The 20276-nt window shown below is 66.9% G+C and carries 18 protein-coding genes; 11 read left to right on the top strand and 7 right to left on the bottom strand.

Annotation, left to right across the window (positions count from 1 at the left end; genetic code table 11):
* The first annotated feature begins 76 nt into the window (after window positions 1–76).
* The 5 genes from U5A52_RS29990 (at window position 77) to U5A52_RS30010 (ending at window position 7349) form a co-directional block, all read left to right on the top strand.
* Window positions 77–1330, top strand: a complete 1254-nt coding sequence (locus tag U5A52_RS29990) for a YbiU family protein (RefSeq protein WP_321937321.1) — start codon at window positions 77–79, stop codon at window positions 1328–1330.
* 93 nt (window positions 1331–1423) lie between these two features.
* Complete coding sequence (locus U5A52_RS29995) at window positions 1424–2476, top strand: transporter (protein ID WP_415774074.1); 1053 nt, start codon at window positions 1424–1426, stop codon at window positions 2474–2476.
* Window positions 2477–2580: 104 nt separating this feature from the next.
* Window positions 2581–4485 carry a diguanylate cyclase gene (locus U5A52_RS30000; RefSeq protein ID WP_321937323.1) on the top strand — a complete coding sequence of 635 codons (1905 nt, stop codon included), beginning with the start codon at window positions 2581–2583 and terminating at the stop codon, window positions 4483–4485.
* 125 nt (window positions 4486–4610) lie between these two features.
* The gene (locus U5A52_RS30005) at window positions 4611–6221 is read left to right on the top strand and encodes an EAL domain-containing protein (RefSeq protein ID WP_321937325.1); all 1611 of its coding nucleotides are present in this window, start codon (window positions 4611–4613) and stop codon (window positions 6219–6221) included.
* Window positions 6222–6377: 156 nt separating this feature from the next.
* Entirely contained in the window at window positions 6378–7349 is a 972-nt protein-coding gene (locus U5A52_RS30010; RefSeq protein WP_321937327.1) for a sulfonate ABC transporter substrate-binding protein, read from the top strand.
* A 46-nt stretch (window positions 7350–7395) separates the two neighbouring features.
* Here U5A52_RS30010 and U5A52_RS30015 read toward each other — a convergent pair whose 3' ends face one another.
* The 5 genes from U5A52_RS30015 to U5A52_RS30035 form a co-directional block, all read right to left on the bottom strand.
* Window positions 7396–8337, bottom strand: a complete 942-nt coding sequence (locus U5A52_RS30015) for an ABC transporter substrate-binding protein (RefSeq protein ID WP_321915574.1) — start codon at window positions 8335–8337, stop codon at window positions 7396–7398.
* Window positions 8338–8450: 113 nt separating this feature from the next.
* Window positions 8451–9494 (bottom strand): ABC transporter permease subunit, encoded by a 1044-nt coding sequence (locus tag U5A52_RS30020; protein WP_321915575.1) that lies wholly within the window; start codon window positions 9492–9494, stop codon window positions 8451–8453.
* A gap of 41 nt (window positions 9495–9535) precedes the next feature.
* On the bottom strand, window positions 9536–11089 hold the full coding sequence (locus U5A52_RS30025) for a sugar ABC transporter ATP-binding protein (protein WP_321915576.1): 1554 nt from the start codon (window positions 11087–11089) through the stop codon (window positions 9536–9538).
* Window positions 11076–12335 (bottom strand): ROK family transcriptional regulator, encoded by a 1260-nt coding sequence (locus tag U5A52_RS30030; protein ID WP_158762746.1) that lies wholly within the window; start codon window positions 12333–12335, stop codon window positions 11076–11078. Before U5A52_RS30030 ends, U5A52_RS30025 begins: the two co-directional genes overlap by 14 nt.
* Before the next feature lie 354 nt (window positions 12336–12689).
* The gene (locus U5A52_RS30035; protein WP_321937329.1) at window positions 12690–13829 is read right to left on the bottom strand and encodes an MBL fold metallo-hydrolase; all 1140 of its coding nucleotides are present in this window, start codon (window positions 13827–13829) and stop codon (window positions 12690–12692) included.
* A gap of 88 nt (window positions 13830–13917) precedes the next feature.
* On the opposite strand from U5A52_RS30035, the gene U5A52_RS30040 reads away from it, so the two are divergent.
* The 6 genes from U5A52_RS30040 to U5A52_RS30065 all read left to right on the top strand — a co-directional run bounded on the left by U5A52_RS30040 (window position 13918) and on the right by U5A52_RS30065 (window position 18488).
* Window positions 13918–14535: a TetR/AcrR family transcriptional regulator gene (locus tag U5A52_RS30040; RefSeq protein ID WP_321915578.1), complete on the top strand. Its 618-nt coding sequence runs from the start codon at window positions 13918–13920 to the stop codon at window positions 14533–14535.
* A 94-nt stretch (window positions 14536–14629) separates the two neighbouring features.
* Window positions 14630–14983, top strand: coding sequence for a YciI family protein (locus tag U5A52_RS30045; RefSeq protein WP_321915579.1), 354 nt, complete (start codon window positions 14630–14632; stop codon window positions 14981–14983).
* Between the two features lie 145 nt (window positions 14984–15128).
* Window positions 15129–15548 carry a YciI family protein gene (locus U5A52_RS30050; RefSeq protein ID WP_321915580.1) on the top strand — a complete coding sequence of 140 codons (420 nt, stop codon included), beginning with the start codon at window positions 15129–15131 and terminating at the stop codon, window positions 15546–15548.
* Between the two features lie 32 nt (window positions 15549–15580).
* Window positions 15581–16003 (top strand): VOC family protein, encoded by a 423-nt coding sequence (locus U5A52_RS30055; protein WP_321915581.1) that lies wholly within the window; start codon window positions 15581–15583, stop codon window positions 16001–16003.
* Window positions 16000–17304: an RNA polymerase sigma factor gene (locus tag U5A52_RS30060; RefSeq protein ID WP_321937331.1), complete on the top strand. Its 1305-nt coding sequence runs from the start codon at window positions 16000–16002 to the stop codon at window positions 17302–17304. Before U5A52_RS30055 ends, U5A52_RS30060 begins: the two co-directional genes overlap by 4 nt.
* 113 nt (window positions 17305–17417) lie before the next feature.
* Window positions 17418–18488: a hypothetical protein gene (locus U5A52_RS30065; RefSeq protein WP_321915583.1), complete on the top strand. Its 1071-nt coding sequence runs from the start codon at window positions 17418–17420 to the stop codon at window positions 18486–18488.
* A 15-nt stretch (window positions 18489–18503) separates the two neighbouring features.
* Here the strand turns inward: U5A52_RS30065 and solA are convergent, their stop codons facing one another.
* Both solA and U5A52_RS30075 read right to left on the bottom strand, forming a co-directional pair.
* Window positions 18504–19661: an N-methyl-L-tryptophan oxidase gene (gene solA / locus U5A52_RS30070; protein ID WP_321937333.1), complete on the bottom strand. Its 1158-nt coding sequence runs from the start codon at window positions 19659–19661 to the stop codon at window positions 18504–18506.
* A gap of 132 nt (window positions 19662–19793) precedes the next feature.
* Window positions 19794–20075: a hypothetical protein gene (locus tag U5A52_RS30075; RefSeq protein ID WP_321937336.1), complete on the bottom strand. Its 282-nt coding sequence runs from the start codon at window positions 20073–20075 to the stop codon at window positions 19794–19796.
* Window positions 20076–20276 lie beyond the last annotated feature (201 nt).

Genomic DNA, 20276 nt, shown 5'->3' on the forward strand with positions numbered 1-20276 from the left:
TGAACCGGTCAGAAGTGCCCCATTCAAGCGTATGCTTGCCATTAAACGACGGCATTCAACCCCGATGGAGACACGCATGGCGGCACTTCAGATCGACGATGTCCCGGCCGCGATCCGGCAGGCCAAGCGCACGTTGCGCGCGCAACTGCCGAACTATCGCGAAGTGTTCGAGGAGGTCGCGCAGGCCATAGGCGAAGAGGCGCGGAGCATCGCGCGACTGCGCGAGGCGGGCGAGTCCGTGATTCCGGAGATCGCCTTCGCCGACATCGCGGCGCAGCGCGTGAGCGCCGAGACGATCGCGCGCGTGAAAGCGCGCGGCGCCTGCGTGATCCGCCGCGTATTCGAGCCGGAGCAGGCCGCGCGCTGGGATGCCGAAATCGCGGAGTACGTGGCGCGCAACGATCTCGACGCGCTCGCAACCCAACGCGCGGCGCAGCGCAATGCCCTCCCGCCGCAAGCGAGCCGCCCGCTGATCTACGGCTTGTACTGGTCGCGCCCGCAAGTGCAGGCGCGCGAGTCCGCCGAACTCACCGCCGCGCGCGTCTTTCTCAACCGTCTGTGGCGCCACGAGAGCGAAGGGCGCGTGCATTTCGATCCCGATGTCGTGCCCGCCTACGCCGACCGCCTGCGGCGCCGGCCGCCCGGAGCGGCGGCGCCCGGCCTCGCCGCGCATTGCGACGGCGGCGCGGTCGAGCGCTGGGTCGACGAGAGCTTCCGCCAGGTGTATCGCCACGTGTTCTCGGGCGACTGGCGGCGCTACGACCCGTTCGACGGCGCTTACCGCACGCACGCGAGCGAGATTCCTTCGCGCATCGCTTCTTCGATGTTCCGCACCTTCCAGGGCTGGACCGCGCTCACGCCGCAGGGCCCCGGCGACGGCACGCTGCAGATCGTGCCGATCGCCAACGCCATGGCGTACGTGCTCCTGCGCGCGCTGCAGGACGACGTGGCCGAAGACGACCTGTGCGGCGCGCAACCGGGCCGCGGGCTGCCGATCAGTTCCGAATGGCACGCGCCGCTCGTCGACGCGCTGACATCGATTCCGCAGATGCAAGCCGGCGACACCGTGTTCTGGCACTGCGACGTGATTCACTCGGTGGAAGACGAGCACCGCGGCACGGGATACAGCAACGTGATGTACATCCCGGCCACGCCGGGTTGCGCGAAGAACGACGCCTATTTGCAGCGCCAGTTGCCGAGCTTCCTCGAAGGCCGCAGCCCGCCCGATTTTCCCCCTGAGCACATCGAAGCCGATCTGGCGGACCGGGCGGGCGTGGCCGATCTCACCGCGCTCGGCCGCACCCAGCTAGGTCTGCCCGGCGCCGCCTAGCACAGGCAGATGACGCGCGCGTGTCGGTGCATCGATTCGCGCGCTTGCCTGCAAAAGCACGCCTATGGCATGCTGTGCGCCGATCAACCGGCCATGACGACCATGGATTTCGCTTCGTCCGTCGCAACGTATGGCGCCGACCTGTCGGGTCTCGTTTGCGGTTTTCGCTTCACGCCGGGGCAACCCGGGCAGTCCGTCACGTGCGACGATGTACTCGACGCGCTGCGGCGCACGCACGAAAGCGGCGAGCCGCAAGCCGCGCACGACGACTCGTTCTACTGGCTGCACTTCAATCTCGCCCACGCCGCGGCACAACCGTGGATGCGCGCGCATCTCGACCTGCCCGACGCCTTCTTCGAAATGCTCGTGGAAGGCTCGCACTCCACGCGCATCGAACACGTGGACAACGGGCTCTTCGCCGTGGTCAACGACGTGATGTTCGATTTCGAACTCACGCCCTCGCAGATCGCGACCCTCTGGTCATACACGCACGAACGCATACTCGTCACGGCGCGGCTGAAGCCGCTGCGCTCCATCGACCGTCTGCGCGGCTACGTGCGCAACGGCGAGACGTTCCGCTCGCCGGCCGAGTTGCTCATCCACTTGATGCGCGATCAGGCCGACCTGATGGTGGAGATCGTGCGCCGCACGAGCGTCGATGTCGATCGCGCCGAGGACCAGTTTCTTGCCTCGCGCCGCTCGGCGAGCCGTCATGAACTCGCGGCCATGCGGCGCATCCTGGTGCGCCTGCAACGTATGCTCGCGCCGGAGCCTGGCTCGATTTTCCGTCTGCTCGCGCGCCCGCCGCGCTGGCTCCAGCTAGCCGACATGCAGGACCTGCGCGAGGCGACCGAGGAGTTTTCGCTCGTGCTGGGCGACATGGCCGGACTGGTGGAGCGCATCAAGCTCCTGCAGGAAGAAATTGCCGCGCGGCTCGAAGAGCAGAACAACCGCACGCTTTTCACGCTCACGCTCGTGACCGTGCTCGCGCTGCCGATCAACATCGTCGCGGGCTTTTTCGGCATGAACGTAGGCGGCATTCCGCTTGCGGAAAACCGCCACGGCTTCTGGCTCATGGTGGTGCTGGTCGCGACCTTCACGGCGCTGCTGGGATGGTGGGTGTTCCGCCGGCGCGGGGACACCTGAGGCACGCGTTGCCTATGAGGCACCGCAGGCTCGCGGGGCCGCCGCCGGGCCCTCACGCGCGCGCTATATACTAGGCGCTCGAATTTCCTGTTTGAGCGCCTGCCATGACCGTTCCCTCGTCGACGCCCGAGGCCGTGCCCCCCGTAAGCGATGCCGCGTATGCCGGGGTGCGGGAGCCGGACGCCGACCCGCGCGAGCCGTTGCGCTCGCACGATCATGCGGTTTTGCCCGGCGCCGGGCACGCAACGGCGGACCCGTTGGTCGATGGCCTGTTGCGCCTCGTCGCGGCGCATTTCGGGGTGGCGGCAGCCTGCGTGGTGCCCGGCGAGGCGCCCGCCGTGCACGGGCGCGGCGCCGGCGTGGACGAGACGGTCTACGAAGCACTGCGCACACTTGCGCATCCGACCAGCGAAAGCGGCGCACGGGAGCCGCTCATCGTGCCCGATATTTCCGCTGACCCCGCCTGGTGCTCTGTGCTTGCGCACGCAAGCAAGCCGCTTCGGTTCGTGGCCGCATGGCCCTTGTACGGCGCGCAGGGCGAGCACGTCGGCAGCCTCTGCCTGATCGACCCCGCCCCGCGTGAGCTGGACGCCGCCGCTCGCGCGAGCCTCGGCGACTTTGCGCACGTGGCGGCCGCATTGGCCGCGCGGCCAGCGCGCGCCACGAGCCGCGACATCGACGTTCCCGCCACAGACGAACCCGCGCTGTATGCCGAACTCGAGGCATTGCGCGAGCAGGAACGCCTGCTCGCGCACGCCATCGACGGCAGCGGCACAGGTATCTGGGACCGCGACGTGGTGACGGGCGAGATCCGCTATTCGGAGGGCTGGAAGGCAATACTCGGCTACGCCGGGCACGAGTTGACGAGTCGTATCGAAGACAGCTATCTGCGGCTGCATCCCGAAGACGCCGAGTACGTGAAGGCAGCGATGCAGGCGCACTTCGAAGGCCGCACGCCGACCTATGAGGTCGAGCACCGCATTCGCTGCAAGGACGGCCGCTACAAGTGGATCTGCAGCCGCGGCAAGGTCATGAGCCGCGACGCGAACGGACGTGCGCTGCGCATGATCGGCACGACCACGGACATCACCTCGATGCGCGAGATGGCCGAGCGTTTGCGCGAGAGCGCGGCGCTCATCACGAATCTCACGAACGAGGTGCCGGGCCTCGTGTTCCAGCGCCGCCAGACGTCCGGCGGCCACGCGTTGTTCTCCTATGCGAGTGCGGGCATCGCGGAAATCTTCGAACTCACGCCCGCGCAGGCCGCGCACGACACGGCGTGCATCGACGCGCTGATTCATCCCGACGATCTCGACGCATGGCGCGCCTCGTTCGAGCAGTCGGCGGCGAACCTCACGCCGTGGCATCTGGAGTTTCGCGTGCTGCTGCCGCAGCAGGGCTTGCGCTGGCGCCAGGGCGATGCGAGGCCGCAGCGGCTCGCCAACGGCACGACGGTCTGGCATGGCTTCATCACGGAAGCGACCGAGCGCAAGCGTATCGAAGCCGAACTGCAGGAATTCGCGAGCACCGACGGCCTCACGCGTCTGGCCAACCGCCGTCACTTCATGGCCCGCGTCGAGGCGCAGCTTGCGCAGGCGCGGCGCGGCGGCGCCAGTGCGGCCGTGATGATGTGCGACCTCGACCACTTCAAGTCGATCAACGACCGCTGGGGCCACGCGATCGGCGACGACGTGCTGCGCCATTTCGCCGAGATCCTGCGCACGCAGTTGCGCGTGGGCGACCTGGCCGGCCGTATCGGCGGCGAGGAGTTTGCGATCCTGCTCGCGGCCACCGACCTCGAAGGCGCGCATAGCGTCGCGCAGCGCATACAGGAGCGCTTCGCCGCGCAACCGCTCGCGGTGGTGGGCGAGGTCGTGGCGCTTACCGTGAGCATCGGCATCACGCTCATGAACGCCGCCGACATGAGCGCCGAAGCCACGCTCACGCGCAGCGACTTCGCACTCTACCGCGCGAAAAAAGGCGGACGTAATCGCATCGAATGCGCATAACGCGCGGCCACGTTAGCTGACGTTCGCGTGCGCCGGGCACCGCGCACGCGCGCAGCGCGCGCGTTGGTGTATGTTGGCGCCATACCGTAGCCGCCTTCCATGACGGCCCAGGTGCGGAGGACGCTTTGCCCGAAGTCTCGCCCAACCCCGGCGCAGTCCGCGCGCGAGTGTCGCGTTTGCTCGTGCTGCTGCTCGTGGCGCTGATTCCGATCGTGCTGTGTGTGGCGCTCGGACGCTACGAGGCCGAGCGTATTGCGCGGCGCGAGGCGACGCTCGCTTCCACGTTCATCGTTGGGCAGGTCGTCTCGATCGTCGAGACAGCGCAGAGCGCGGCCCACACGCTCGCGCCGCGCGCGGCCGAGGCATGCGAGACGCTCTCGCCGGACCTCACGCTCAAGGCCGCCGCCGTGCCTTATGTGCGCACACTCAACATCCTGTATGGCGGCCGCTTCACCTGCTCGTCTGCACTCGCGCAACACTCGATTCCCGCCAACGGCGTGCTCAACGGCTATGTGCCGCCCTCGAACGGCGAATGGCTCAGGATCGTCAACGACACGCCGATGGTGCGCAACCGCCCCTCGCTGCTGGTTGGCGTAGCGGGCGAAGCGGGGCGCGCGGTCGTGGCCGTGGTGGATGTGCAGTATCTGCTGGACCTGCTGCATGGCGCCGCGCCGCTCACGGTATTTCGCCAGGCCGAGTTGAGCGTGGGCGAGGGCACCGTGTTGCGCGAAGCCATGGCGCTCGTGAACGTGCGCGGCGCGCCGTTGCTGGCCGACGTGCAAAAGCGCATGTCGGGCACCACGATCGACCTGAAGATCTATGGGCGGCCCGAGCGCATCAACGAAGCGTGGGGCGCTCTGCTGCTGCGCTATCTGCCATGGGCGGCCGCGCTCTCCGCGCTGCTCGTATGGCTCGTGCGGCGTTTGCAGCAAAACGGGCGGTCGCGCCGCGATCAACTGCTGAGGGGCATGCGCGCGAACGAATTCCACGTCGAATACCAGCCGCTCTACGGCGTGGCGACGCAGCGGTGCGAGGGCGTGGAGGCGTTGCTGCGCTGGGTGCGGCCAGGCCAGGGTGCGACGCGCCCGGACGAGTTCATCCAGGCGGCTGAAGAAGAGCACGTGATCGTGCCGCTCACGCAGCATCTGCTGAAGCTCATCGCGCGCGACGTCGCGGCGTGGGACATCGCGCCGGGCTTTCACCTCGGGGTCAATTTCGCGCCCGAGCATTTGTCGGGCGAGCAGCTCGTGAGCGACGTGCGGCGGCTGCGCACGGCGGTGGCGCAGCGCGGCGCGGCGATCACGGTGGAAATTACCGAACGCACGCTGGTGTGCAATACCGAGCAGGCGCGCAACAGCCTCTTGACCTTGCGGCACGAGGGCGTCAACGTCGCTATCGACGACTTTGGCACCGGGTATTGCTCGCTCTCGTATCTCGAGAAATTTCCATTCGATATCCTGAAGATCGATCGGGGCTTCGTGCTCACGATCGATCCGGAAGGCAAGAAGGCGGCGGTGCTCGACGCCATCATCGACCTTGCGCATAGCCTCGGGGCGCGGCTCGTGGCGGAAGGCGTGGAAACCCAGGTGCAACGCGACTATCTGTGCACGCGCGGCGTCACATACATACAGGGCTTTTTCTACGCGAAGCCCATGCGCTCGGAGGCGTTCATGCGCTGGTATCGCGCGAACGGGGCGCATATGGCGCCCGATCCGCACATGACGGCGGGTGTTTAGGGCTCAGGCGCGGTGTACGCGGGCGCGCATTCCCGCTGGGGTGATTTGCTTAGCGCGAAACATCGGTTCTGGGAGCCCGTGTATGCCGGTAGCATCGACGGTTCGATGGCTGCGCCGTGTGGGTGCATGCCCAAAGCCAACACGGATTAGCCGAACATGACTCGCCCCACGCATCCTGCAACCTGGTCACGCCGCCATTTTCTCGCCACGCTGGGCGCGACGCTCGCCGGCGCGGCGCTGCCCGCCACCGCATTCGCGAAATATCAGCCCGACCAGTTCCGCATCGGCTACCAGAAGGCCGCGAGCACGCTCGTGCTGCTCAAGGCGAACGGCACGCTGGAAACGCGCCTCGCGCCGCTCGGCATCAAGGTGTCATGGACCGAGTTCCCGGCCGGCCCGCAATTGCTCGAAGGCCTGAACGTGGGCGCGATCGACTTTGGTTACGTGGGCGAAGCGCCACCCGTGTTTGCTCAGGCCGCGGGCGCGGATTTCGTCTACACGGCGTACGAACTGCCCACGCCGCACGCAGAGGGCGTGGTCGTGGCGAAGCAGTCGCCGATCCAGGACGTGGCTGGGCTGAAGGGCAAGAAAATCGGCCTGAATCGCGGCTCGGACGTGCATTGGTTTCTCGTCGCGCTGCTGCAAAAGCACGGCCTTTCCATCGCCGACGTGCAACCCGTATTCCTCGCACCCGCCGACGCGCGCGCGGCGCTGCAAAGCGGCGCCATCGACGCCTGGGCGATCTGGGACCCGTTCCTCGCCGCCGTCGAAGCGCAGGATGGCGCGCGCCTCGTCGCCGATGCCAGCGGCGTGGCGAGCCATCACCAGTTCTTCTTGAGCCAGCGCGAATTCGCGCAGAACCGCAAGGACGCCCTCGCGATCGCGCTGGACGAACTCGGCAAGACGGGGCAGTGGGTGCGCGCCAACACGGCGGCGGCCGCCGCGAAGCTCTCGCCGATCCAGGGGCTGGATGCGGCGACGATCCAGACCGGCCTCACGCACTACGCGCATGAGTACCGGCCTATCGACGCCGCCGTGATCGCGCAGCAGCAGAAGATCGCGGACACGTTCTACGAGCTGAAGATCATTCCGCGCCGCGTGGTGACGAAGGACGCCGTGCTCGCGTAACGCCTGCGGGCACGGTCGCCTTCCGGGAGCGCTTGGCGCTAAGTGCTTAGTGCGACGACCAGCCCTTGTAGCTGCCCACGTTGTCGCGCGTGACGAGCTGAGGCGTCATTTCGATCATCGGGTTGGCGGGCTTCTTGCCGTTCATGATGTCGTAGCCCACCTGCACGGCCGTTTGCGCCATCTTGTACGGGTCCTGGCTTGCCGAAGCCTGCACGAGCGTGTCGGTCTTGAGCGCCGTTTCGATATCGGGCGCGCCATCCACCGAGGTGATCACGATGTTGGTGCGGTGCAGTTGCTTCGCGGCGAGGTCGCTGCCAATGGCCTGCGGATCGTTGATGGCGAACACGCCGTCAAGTTTCGGGAAGCGCGTGAGATAGCCCTGCATCACATTCATGCCGCCTTCGCGCGAGCCTTTGGCGTCCTGGTCGTCGGAGAGGATCTTGATGCCCGGCGCCTTGGCGAGCACCTGCTTGCAGCCGTTCACGCGGTCGATCACGGCCGAGACCTGCGGGCCGTTCTGGATGATCACATTACCCTTGCCGTTGAGCTTCTTTTCGAGGTATTCGCACGAAATCGCTCCGGCCTTCACGTTGTCTGTTTGTACGGTGGCGTTGGCGCCCGCGGCGCTCACGTCCACCGCCATCACCACGATGCCGGCCGCCTGGGCCTTCTTCACCGCCGGTTCGATCGCCTTCGGATCGGTCGCGTTCAGCAGGATCATGTCCACGTGCGCCGAAATGAAGTTGTCGATTTGCGTGAACTGCTTGTTGAGGTCGTAGTCGGCGGAAACGGCCGTGACCTTGGCGCTCGGGTTGATCTCCTTGGCCTTCGCCTGCGCACCCTGCACGATCGTCACGAAGTAGGGATTGCCGAGCGAACCCACGGTAATGCCGATCGACTTGAGCTGCTTGTCGGCGGCATGTGCGCCCTGCAGTGCGAAGCCAAATGTGAGGGCGGCAGCGGCGAGAACGGCTTTTTTCTTGAACATGAGGTTGTCTCCTGAGGGGGGCCTGCTTGGGTCCTGTTTGAGTGCTTTCCCGGCGAGCGCAGCAGGACCGCCTGCGCTCGCGCCTGTTTCTGTCCGTTGACGGATTCAGTGGCTCACGTGCGGGCCGAGCCACGCTGGCGGTAGCGGTCCAGCGCCACGGCGCCGACGATCACGAGGCCCTTGATGATGTACTGCCAGATGTCCGAGACGCCGAGCAGCACGAGCCCATTGGTCAGGACTGCGATGATGAGCGCGCCGATCAGCGTGCCGATGATCGAGCCTACGCCGCCCACGAAGCTCGTGCCGCCCAGGATGACCGCGGCGATCGCATCGAGTTCATAGGACTGGCCCAGTTGCAGGCCGTTGGCCGCGTAGAGCCGGGCGGCGGACATCACCGCGCCAAGACCCGCGAGCAGACCCGAGATGGCATAGACGAACATCTCGATGCCCCACACCTTGATGCCGGAGAGGCGCGCCGCTTCCGGGTTGCCGCCCACCGAGTAGATGCGCAGGCCGAGCACCGTGCGGCGTAGTACGAACCACGAGCCGGCCACCACGACGAGCGCGATGATCACGAGCCAGGGCACGCCGAGCACCGTGCCGTTGCCGATGAATGCGAACGAGAGCTGCGGGTTGAAGATCGTCGTGTCGTGGCCCATGAGGCGCGCAATGCCGCGCACCGCCGTGAGCGAGCCGAGCGTGACGATGAACGGCGGCAGGCGCAGGAGCGAGATGAGCGCGCCGTTGATGAGGCCGAAGCCGAGCCCCACCGCGAGCGCCATGGGCACGCCGAGCCAGCCCCAGCCCGCGATGTTCGAGCCGATCATCGCGGCCATGGCCGCGGCGGCCAGCACGGAACCCACCGAGAGGTCGATGCCGCCCGTGAGAATCACGAAGGTCATGCCGGCGGCCAGCACGATGTTGATCGACGCCTGCTGCGTGACGATCGAAAGATTCTCCAGCGTGAAGAAGCCATCGGTCAGCACACCGAAGCCGATACACAGCAGCACCAGCACCGGCAGCATGCCAGCCGTGCGCACGAGCGACTTCATGCGCTGGCGGTGGCCGTCGACCGCGACGCTGCGTGCGGGTTGAGCGCCTTGTGCGGGCTGCGTGGGCGAGGCCGCGACACCGTGCCGGGGAAGAATGCTTTTCATGTCGTACTCCTGAGGGACGTTTCTTGCGTATGCGGTGAAGGTCAAGCGGCTTCGCCGAGCGGTTGCTGCGAGCCGGTGGCGAGTTCTATGATCGCTTGCTGGGTGATCGGCTTACCCGTATAGCCGCCAAGCTCCCCGGCGAATTCGCCTTCACGCATGACGAGCACGCGATCGGCCACGCCGATGATCTCGGGCAGTTCGCTCGAAATCACGATGATGCCCACGCCGGTTTTGGCGAGGTCGTTGATGATGCGGTAGATCTCGGACTTCGCGCCAATATCAACGCCGCGCGTGGGCTCGTCGAGAATCAGCACGCGCGGCTTCGTTTCCAGCAGCCGCGACAGCAGCACCTTCTGCTGGTTGCCGCCCGAGAGCGCGCCCACGTTCACGCGCGAGTTCGGCACGCGAATGGAGAGCGAGCGGATGGCTTCCTTCGCGCGCTCGCCGCCGCGCGCGAGGTCGAGCACGCCCATGCGCGCGTCGCGCCCGGCCACGGCCACGTTGATGTTGTCGCGCACGCTCATGTCGAGAAAGAGGCCTTGATGCTTGCGGTCCTCGGTCAGATACACGAGGCCCGCGTTGATCGCATCGCGCGGCGTGTGTACATGGAGCGTCTTGCCGTCGATGGCGATCTCGCCACGCACGCGCGGCTCCGCGCCGAAGATCAGGCGTGCAAGCTCGGTGCGGCCCGCGCCGACGAGGCCGGCAATGCCCAGCACTTCGCCCGCGTGCAGGTCGAGGCTGCAGCCGCGCACGCGCTTGTCGTCGGCCACGTCGCGCACGGTGAGCACGGCCTTGCCCGGATCGTAGGGGGCATGCGCCTTTTTGTAGAAGCCCGAAATATCGCGGCCCACCATCATGCTCACGAGGCTTTCCGCGTTGAGCGCGTCGCGCATGAGCGTGCCCACGTAGGTGCCGTCGCGCAGCACGGACACGCGGTCCGACAGTTCGTAGATCTCAGCCATGCGGTGGCTGATGTAGATGATCGCCAGCCCTTCGTCGCGAAGCTGGTTGATCAGCTTGAAGAGACGTTCCGTTTCGCGCGACGACAGCGGCGTGGTGGGCTCGTCCATCACGATGATGCGGGCGTCGCTATGCACGGCGCGCGCGATCTCCACGAGCTGGCGCTCGGCGATGGAAAGCGAGCCGACCAGCGTGGTGGGCCCGAAGCTCGCGCCGAGGCGCTTGAGCACATCTTCGCAACCACGCTCCATGGCGCGGCGGTCGACGGTGCCGAAGCGGCGGCCGCCTTTGCGCAGCTCGCGGCCGGCATGAATGTTCTCCGCGACCGAGAGATTGGGCGCGAGGCTCAGCTCCTGATAGATCACCGCCACGCCCAGTTCGCGCGAGGCGTGCGGCCCATCGATCACGACCGGTTTGCCTTCGATGAGAATCTCGCCGCCGGGGTCGGCCTGATAGGCGCCGGAGAGAATCTTCATCAACGTGGACTTGCCTGCGCCGTTCTCGCCCATGAGCGAGTGGACCTCGCCGGGAAAGACGGTGAGGCGCACGTTGTCGAGCGCGCGTACGCCCGGAAACGTTTTGCTGATGCCCCGCATTTCCAGCAGCGGCGGCGTGGACTCAGAGGGCGACATGGCTCTCCTCCTGCGCTTGTGCGTAAGTTTGTGCGCCGGCGCCCATGAGGATGCCCGCGCGCGGCGAAAAGTTGAAAAACATGGGCAGCGTGGCCGCGCCGAGCGCGCCCGCATCGGGTCCGAAGGTGCCGCGCACGAGGGCGGGTGTGCCGCGCGCCTCAGGCGCGGTGGCCGCCACCGCGAGGCGCAGGCGCTGCATGAGCGTGTCGATGAGGCCCGCGTCCACGTCGGCGTCGAGCACTACGGCGGGCACGTCGAGCACGCAGAAGGCGGAACGCAGTGCGGGGGCGAGCGCATCGATGCAGTCGTCGAGCCATTCCTGCACGCCGGGGTGGCCGCGCGCGATGCAGGCTTCGAGATCGGCGCGGCTGTCGATCGTCTCGCCGCAATACTGCAGGTGACGCCGCAGCGCGATGAGCGAAGCGCGCGAAAGCAGGATGTCCCACTGGCCCGCCGGCTTGTGCGCGGAGGGCAGGCGGCTTGGCGGCACGGGCATCACCGCGAAGTCGCCCGCGTTGCCGGTGAGGCCGCGCACGCAGTCGCCGTCGATGGCGATGCCGCCGCCAATCGCCGGGCCGAGGAACAGATAGAGGAAGTCGTCGCGCTGGCGCCCGCAGCCGTAGAAAATCTCGGCGATGGCGGCTGCATTGCCGTCGTTTTCGCTGAACACGGGCAGCGCCGTGGCGCGTGCGAGTTCGCCCGCGAAGTCCACGTCGTTCCACACGCGGAAGGTGTCGGTGGGCAGGCCCAGCTCGCGCAGCCAGCTGCCGAGGTTGTACGGCTGCGCCACGCCAATGCCGGCCAGGCGGCTGCGCTCCTCGGTCGTCAGTAACCCTAATAGTTCGGCGATGTCTCGCTGCACGATTTCTTGCGCGACCGAGGGTTGCGGCAGCAGCATGTCGCGCGAGCGGCGCTCGATCATCTGACCCGCGAAATCGACGAGGACGGTTTCGATGTTGGTCCGGTCGAGCCGCACGCCGATCGCGAACGCGCCACGCGGCGAGAGGCGCAGGAGCGAGGCGGGCTGGCCGCGCTGACCGTCGCGGCGGCCGCTCACCTCGATCAGGCCATTGGCCGTGAGCGACGTGATGATGGTGCCGACCGCCGTGCTCGTGAGATTCGCGAGACGCGCGAGATCGGCCTTCGACGCCTCGCCCGCGCGACGCAGCGCCTGCAGCAGCAGGCGTTCGTTGAAGCGGCGGACGTTGGCGGAATTGCTGCCCTGACCGACATGCGGACTTCTCACTTGTCTCCTCCTGTCGACCCGGAGTTAGTGTTTCAGCACTGACTCCGGTCCCATGCAAAGCTCCCATGCAAAGCTGAAGGGAGTGTCGGCGTTCGGGGTATCCGTCGCCGACTAAATAAATCAAGTTGATTTATTTAATGCCAGAAATCGGGGGCTGTCAGCCTGGGGAAATCCCGTTAAGGGTAATGGGGTGCGATGCGGCGCGCGGGCGCGATGCGCGGCCGTCCGATGCAAAAGCTTAGGAGACTTTGGGAAGGAAGGGGAAGAAGCGGGGAACGAGCAGTTGGCGTGCCCGCGCGCGTTCGTTTAGCTGAGCGGCGCGCGGGCAGCGGTGAGGAGGGACAGGCGCGAGCGCTACGAGGACTGAGCTTCACCCGCATCGCGACAGCCAAACCACCGGCGCAAAGCACGCGGCGCCTTCGTGCTTTCTGCGCTATCGGCCACCTCACGCCACCAGCGCTCGCCGCGATGCGGCTGCGCCAGATCGAACCGTTCGCCCATGCGCGGCGTGGAGAGCGTCACGCCGCGCGCAAGCGCGAGGCCGGTTACGCGCTCGAACGGGTCCTGCCAGCGATGCATCGCCAGATCGAATGTGCCGTTATGAATCGGCACGAGCCAGTCGCCGCGCAAATCCACGTGCGCCTGCACCGTTTCCTCGGGCTGCATGTGGACGTACGGCCAGTGCGGGTCGTACGCCCCCGTCTCGATGAACGTCGCGTCGAACGGGCCTAGCCGCTCCCCAATCGTGCGAAAGCCGTCGAAGTAGCCGGTGTCGCCGCTGAAGAACACGCGCAGGTTGGCGTCGGCGATCACCCATGAAGCCCACAGCGTGCTGTTGCCGTCGAACAGGCTGCGCCCCGAGAAGTGCTGCGCCGGCGTAGCGGTGAATTCAATGCCCTCGACGCTCGCGCCTTGCCACCAGTCGAACTGGCGCACCTTCGCACCGTCGATTCCCCAATCGATGAGCCGGTCGCCCACGCCAAGCGGCGTGAGAAAGACGCCCGTCGTCGCGGCGAGCGCGAGTACGGTTTCGCGGTCGAGGTGGTCGTAGTGGTCGTGCGAGAGGATCACGCCGCGCAACGGCGGCAGGTCGGCCAGCGCGATGGGCGGCGCGTGAAAGCGCTTCGGCCCGAGGTTCTGAAACGGCGAGGCGCGCTCGGCGAACACGGGGTCGGTGAGCCAGTAGTGGCCGCGCAGCTTGAAGAGCAGCGTGGAATGGCCAAGCCGGTAGACGCTGCGGTCGGGCGCGGCGGCGAGTTGCTCGCGCGTGAGCGTGTGCACGGGCAGCGCGCCGGCGGGCATGGTGCCGCCCGGCTTATGAAAGATCATGTTCCACATGATCTTCAGCGTCTTGCCAAGGCCCTCGGCCGGACGCGGACGCACGTTGCGAAAGCGCTCGCCGTCATGTTGCGGCGAAGTGTGCGAGAGCTCGCGGCCGCGTTGTGCGGCACTCAGGCCCAAGGTACGGCTCAGCGATGCGAAAGGCGAGGTCATGGCGGCGGCTGCCTCTGGGAGCGTGAAGTAGACTACACAGTGTAGTTTAAACTGGCGAAAAGTAAACTATGTGGTGTAAGATTTTGAAATGGATTGCACCCCAGCCACCCCTCAGCGCCTGACCGACCGCAAGCGCGCCGCCATTGTCGCGGCGGCCATCGACGAATTCCTGACCTCGGGCTTCGACGCCACGAGCATGGACCGTATTGCCGCGCGCGCGAGCGTCTCGAAGCGCACGGTCTACAACCATTTCCCAAGCAAGGAGGCGCTGTTCGCGTCGATCCTGTGCCAGCTCTGGGACGCGAGCGCGACCGCCGACGCGCCGGCCTATCGCGCGGGCGAGCCGCTGCGCGCGCAGCTCATCGAATTGCTGATGCGCAAGCTGCGGCTCCTGAACGACGAGGCGTTTTTCAAGCTCGCGCGCGTGGCGATCGCCGCGGGCATCCACTCGCCCGAACGCGCGCGCGACATGGTGGCCCGCATTGGCGAGCGCGAAGAGGACCTCACGATCTGGGTGCGCGCCGCCGCCGCCGATGGCCGCCTGAAGGCGGCCGACCCGGCGTTCGCCGCGCAGCAACTGCAAGGCGTCGTGAAGGCATTCGCCTTCTGGCCGCAGGTCGCGATGGGCCAGCCGCCGCTCGACGAGGCGCAGCAGCGCCAGGTTGCCGAATCGTCCGCCGATCTCTTCCTCGCGCGCTACGCGTGAGCGCCTGCAGGCGCGCACGGCCCCGACGCCCGCCGGTTCTTCTGGCATAGACTCTTGCCTTTCAGGTTCGCAGGCTGACCGGGAGGACACCTTCATGCCATTCATGCTGCTCATCGCCGAACCGCGAGGCCAGCGCGATACGCGCGCGCAATCCGAAGGCGAGGCGCTCTACGCGCGCATGGTCGCGTTCGCGGATCAACTCGCCGTCGAGGGCAAGCTGATCGACGCGCACGCGCTTACCGCCGACGCGAACGGCGCCCGCGTGCAGGTGCGCGAAGGCCGTACGAGCATCGTCGACGGTCCGTTCGCCGAAGCTAAGGAGATGATCGGCGGCTTTTTTCTCGTCGATTGCGCCACGCGCGACGAGGCGCTCGCCATCGCGCAGCGCTGTCCCGCGGCGCAATGGGCGAGCATTGAAGTGCGTGAAACCGGGCCGTGCTTCCGCTGAAGCGGCGTCTTCCCAGGTAGTTTCCCCTGGCACGTAATAAATTTCGCTGTCCGTTGTCGATTTCCGTGGGCGCCGCGCGTCGTGTTCATGAGCGCCCCCACGGGGGCCTTCGACCATTCCCGAACGTCACATTCAGGAGAAGACAATGCGATTCATGATCATGGTGCGCGCCAACGCGTTGACCGAAGCGGGCGAGCCGCCCGACGACGTGGAAATATTCGCCGAGATGGCCCGCTATCACGAAGAACTGGCGAAGGCGGGCGTGCTGCTCGACGCCTCGGGCCTGCAACCAAGCTCTCGCGGCTTTCGCGTGCACTACACGAACGGCAAACCCACGATCGTCGATGGCCCGTTCGCCGAGACGAAGGAGCTGATTGCCGGCTATACGCTGATCCAGGTGCGCTCGCGCGACGAAGCGATCGAATGGGCGCGCCGCTTCCCGTCTCCCTTCGGCCGCGCTGAATGTGAGGTCGAAGTGCGGCAGCTCTACGAACTCGACGAATTTCCGGCGTGCGAGGGCGTGGAGAGTTTTCGCCAGCTGCAGCAACAACGTAAGTCATCCTGAGCATTTTCATCGATCACTGCGAGAACACACTCATGCATAAGCACATCTTCGTCAATCTGGGCGTGCGCGATCTCAAGCGCTCGATGGACTTCTTCGGCCAGCTCGGCTTCACGTTCGACCCGAAATTCACCAACGACCAGGCCGCCTGCATGGTGCTGGGCGAAAACATCTACGCCATGCTGCTCACCACCGGCTTCATGCGCAATTTCACCGACAAGGCGCTCGTCGACGCCCGCGAAAGCACCGAGGTGCTGACGTGCCTCTCGTGCGTGTCGCGTGAGGAAGTGGACACGCTCGTGGACAAGGCGCTTGCGGCGGGCGGCACGTCGAAGCGTCCGCCGATGGAAAACGGCACCGACATGTACGGCCGCAGTTTCGAAGACCCCGACGGTCATATCTGGGAGCTGATGTATATGTCGCCGGCCGCGATTGAAAAGGGCGCGCACGGTTCGTGACCGGGCGAGGCGACAAGCGGGACGCATTCGCCGCCACGCGCCGCGCGGTCGAGGCCGTGTGGCGCATCGAGTCGGCGAAGGTGATCGCCCACGCCGCGCGCATTGTGCGCGACGTGGGCGTGGCCGAGGAAATCGCGCAGGACGCGTTCGTCGCCGCGCTCGAAAGCTGGCCTGCGAGCGGCATTCCCGAGAACCCCGGAGCGTGGCTCATGACCGCCGCGAAACATCGCGCGCTCGACCGGCTGCGTCGCGCGGCTTCGCATGCCCGCGCGCACGAGGCGATGGGCGCGGATCTCGAAGCGCTCGAAGCGCACTTCGCACCCGACTTCGTCGAAGCGCTCGACGCCGCGCGCGAGGACGAAATCGGCGACGATCTGCTGCGGCTCGTGTTCGTAGCGTGCCATCCGGTGCTGTCGAAGGAGGGGCGCGCCGCGCTCACGCTGCGCTTGCTCGGCGGCCTCACCACGGCGGAGATCGCGCGCGCGTTTCTCGTGCCGGAGGTGACCGTCGCGCAGCGCATCGTGCGGGCCAAGCGCACGCTCGCGGCCGCGAAGGTCCCGTTCGAAGTGCCGCGGCTTGCCGACCTCGAACCGCGGCTTGCTTCGGTGTTCGAAGTGATTTACCTGATCTTCAACGAAGGCTATGCGGCCACGGCAGGCGCGGACTGGACACGGCCCGCGCTGTGCGAAGAAGCGCTGCGGCTTGGCCGCATGCTGGCGGAACTCGTTCCGCTCGAGGGCGAGGCGCACGGTCTCGTTGCGCTGATGGAACTGCAGGCTTCGCGCTTGCCCGCGCGCGTGGACCGCGCAGGGCGCGCCGTGCTGCTCGCCGATCAGGACCGCGGCCGGTGGGACGCGCTATTGATCCGGCGCGGACTCGCCGCGATTGCGCGCGGTGCGGCTTGCGCGGCTGCGCCGGGCCCCTACGCCCTGCAGGCTGCGCTGGCGGCGTGCCATGCGCGCGCGCCGAGTGCGGCGGCGACCGACTGGGCGCAAATCGTTTCGATCTATGACGCGCTTTTGCAACTCGACGCCTCGCCCGTCGTGCGCCTGAATCGCGCGGTGGCGGTGGGCATGGCGCAAGGGCCGCAGGCGGCGCTCGACCTTGTCGATGCGCTGTGCGCAGAGCCCGCGCTGCGCCACTATCCGTGGCTGCCGGCCACGCGCGGCGACTTGCTCGACAAGCTCGGGCGCCGTGCGGAGGCGCGCACGGAATTCGAGCGCGCGGCCGCGCTCACGCAAAACGCGCGCGACCGCGAAGTGCTGCTGGCAAGGGCGCTGGCGTGCGCGCCGCGCAGATAGAACACGAGCCGCTGAGCGGCAATTCCCTGCTCGTCTGAAATTTCGGGGCACAACGCTTGCTACCTGTGCGCGCGGACCCACTCTCTGCGCGCGGCCGGCCGCGCAAGCTTGCAATGATTTCAAAAACGACGATTCTGGCGGTTTCGTGCTCGGCCTTGCTGGGCACGGCATGTGTGCATCTCGGCCCGACGCGCTTGCGCGCGGATCAGGTCGACTACGCAAGAGCGTTAGGTGATGCAAAAAAGCGCGAAATTCTCGCGGCGGTGGTTGGATTGCGTTACGGCGATGCGCCCGCCTTCCTCACGGTGAGTTCGATCATCGCGGCGTATCAATTCGACTCGACGGCGGGCGCGACCGGCAATATCGGCTCGGGCTCGGAACCGAACTATGCGCTGGCGACCGGCAGCGTCTCCTGGTCGAATCGCCCGACCTTCACATTCTCGCCGACCACGGGCGAAGCGTTCGCGTCCGCCTACATCCGTCCGCTTGCGCCGGAACTGATCATGCCGCTCGCCGAAGGCGGCATGCCGGTCGATCTCCTGTTGCGCATCAGCGCGCAATCGATCGGCGGGCTGCAGAACGGTAGCGCGCTGGGTGGAGACGGCAGCGCGGGCTCGGCCGGGTTCTTCCAGTTGCTGCAGGCACTGCGTCGCCTGCAACTGGCCGGCGAGCTGAACGTGGAGTCGCGTAACGAGAACGGCAGGAACAGCGTGTTTCTCGCGCTCGGCGCGACGAACAGCGCGCAGTCGCCGCAGGTTTCGGCGGACCTTGCGCGCGTGCGCGAACTGCTCCATCTCGCGGCCGACACGCGCACCTACGAGATTGTCTACGGCCCCTCGGCGCAGGGCGGCAACCGCATTCCGATGGTCACGCGCTCGGTGCTCGGCATCCTCACGAATATCGGCGCGCAGGTTCAGGTGCCGGACGCCCAGGTGCAGAGCGGCGCGACGAAGCCGACCGTTGGACTGATCGGCGGCGAAACGCGTCCGATCATCGTCGTGCATCAGGGGCCGAAGGCGCCGGCGGATGCCTATGTGGCGATCGACTACGACGGCACGGCGTACTGGGTCGAGCGCGCCGACTTCGATTCGAAATATGCGTTCACGGTGCTGCAAAACCTCATGGCGCTCGCGGAAGCCGATACGAGCAGCAAGGCGCCGGTCGTGACGATTCCCGCGAACTAGGCCAAGGCCGCCCCGTCATGCGAAGCGCTTGCGCGCGAACATCGCGAGGTCGATGCGGCTTTCGCCTTGCGTGATCCGCTCGGCGAGCGCCTCGCCGATCGCGCTGGCGAACTTGAAGCCGTGCCCGGAAAAGCCGGTCGCGACGTGCACGTTCGGGCAGGTGGGCACCCGGTCGATGATGAAATGCTCGTCCGGCGTCATGTCGTATTCGCATGCGCGGCCCACGCGCAGCTTGCCCGCGCCAGGTAAATAGCGTTCCAGAAAGGCCTGGAGATCGCCGAGATCAGACGGCTGCGCACCGAATGGCGCGAGCGGGGCGTCGGCCGCCACGGGCTCGCCGCCATCGTGCCGGCCCAGTTTCAGGCCGCTGCCGTCGAGATCGGGGAAGCCGTAATAGGCCCCCACTTCAGAGGCGACGGAAAAGCCCGGAAAACGCTCCGGCGCAAAGAGGCCGGGCTCGCCCTCGAACCACGCAAAGCTCTTGCGCACGCGCGTAACCGGAACCTCGAGGCCCAGCGGGGCGAGCAAGCCGCGAGTCGATTTGCCGGCGCATACGATCAGGTCGCGCGCGGTGAACTTCTCGTTCTTGTCGGTCCAGACGTTGACGCTCTCGCGCCCATGGCACTCGATGCGTGCAACACGCGTATTCGTGCCGAGCGTTGCGCCGAGCGCGGTCGCGAGCTGGCGGTAAGCGCTGATCGCGCGCTCGCAATACAGCACGCCCGCGCCGGGTTCGAAGCTCGCGATCTGCTCCGGCCTGAGGCGCCATGCTGGCCAGCGCCGGCTGGCCGTGGCTGCGTCGAGCGTTTCGAGCGCAATGTCGTAGCGGGCCGCGCTCGCCTGCACCTCGCGCAGAAACGCGTCGCCGGGCGAGCCGATATTGACGACGCCCGTGCGCACGAACAGGGCCGTTTGCGCGTGCTGCTCGAGGTCTTCCCAAAGCTGCTGGGCGCGCAAGGCGAGCGGCACGTAGGCGGCGCCTTCGCCGTAGGCGTGGCGGATGAGGCGTGTGGCGCCGTGATGCGCGCCCTGATCGTGAGGCGGATCGCCGGCGTCGAGCAGCAGCACCTTGTTGCCGAGGCGGCTCAGATAGTAGCCGGCGGCCATCCCCATCGAGCCTGCGCCAACGATGATCGTGTCGAAATGTCGATTGCTTACGTTTGTGTCCTGCATGTGTGCCCTGTGCGCGCCAAGGCGCGCGAACGTCTGCGCGCGCGGCCCCGCACATCGGGACCGCGCGCACGTAAAGGGCATTTATTGTCGGCGCTTCGCCCGCACCTGTCGAGCGAGGCCGCGCGCGCCGGATCAGACCCGCTCGTGCGGCGGCAAACTGAGCAGGGCGTCGCGTTCGAGCCGGTCGAGCAGGTCGACGATGCGCTTGCGCTGGGTCGCAACGAGATCGTAGGTTTCGGCCACGGCTCGCAGGCGCTTGCGCCAGTAGGCGTAGTCGAAGCCGCCCACCGCAGCGTCGCCGTGGTGGGTGTAGTACTGGACCATGCGCTCGACGTGGTCGAGCTGCGTGTCTGCCAGCGCTGCGGGCAGTAGCCCCGTGATCTTCGGAGGCACGTGTTTGGCCAGGATGCTCATTTTCTTTTTGGGTTCTCTCAGGTCGCCATGGTGGCTGCACGGCCCGAATCGGTGCGTTCCTGGCATATGAAATGCCGCGCACGGCTTGCCTCTCCCCCGGCAGGCATTGCCATGCGGAACGCAGGAATCCGGTCCATCAGACGGGCCAGCCGCCGCAGGAGCAGGCAGACGTGTCTCGCTGTAGCGCAAATGTAGCGCGCT

It is taken from the genome of Paraburkholderia sp. J8-2, assembly GCF_905220195.1.
In the GTDB taxonomy this organism is placed as follows: domain Bacteria; phylum Pseudomonadota; class Gammaproteobacteria; order Burkholderiales; family Burkholderiaceae; genus Paraburkholderia.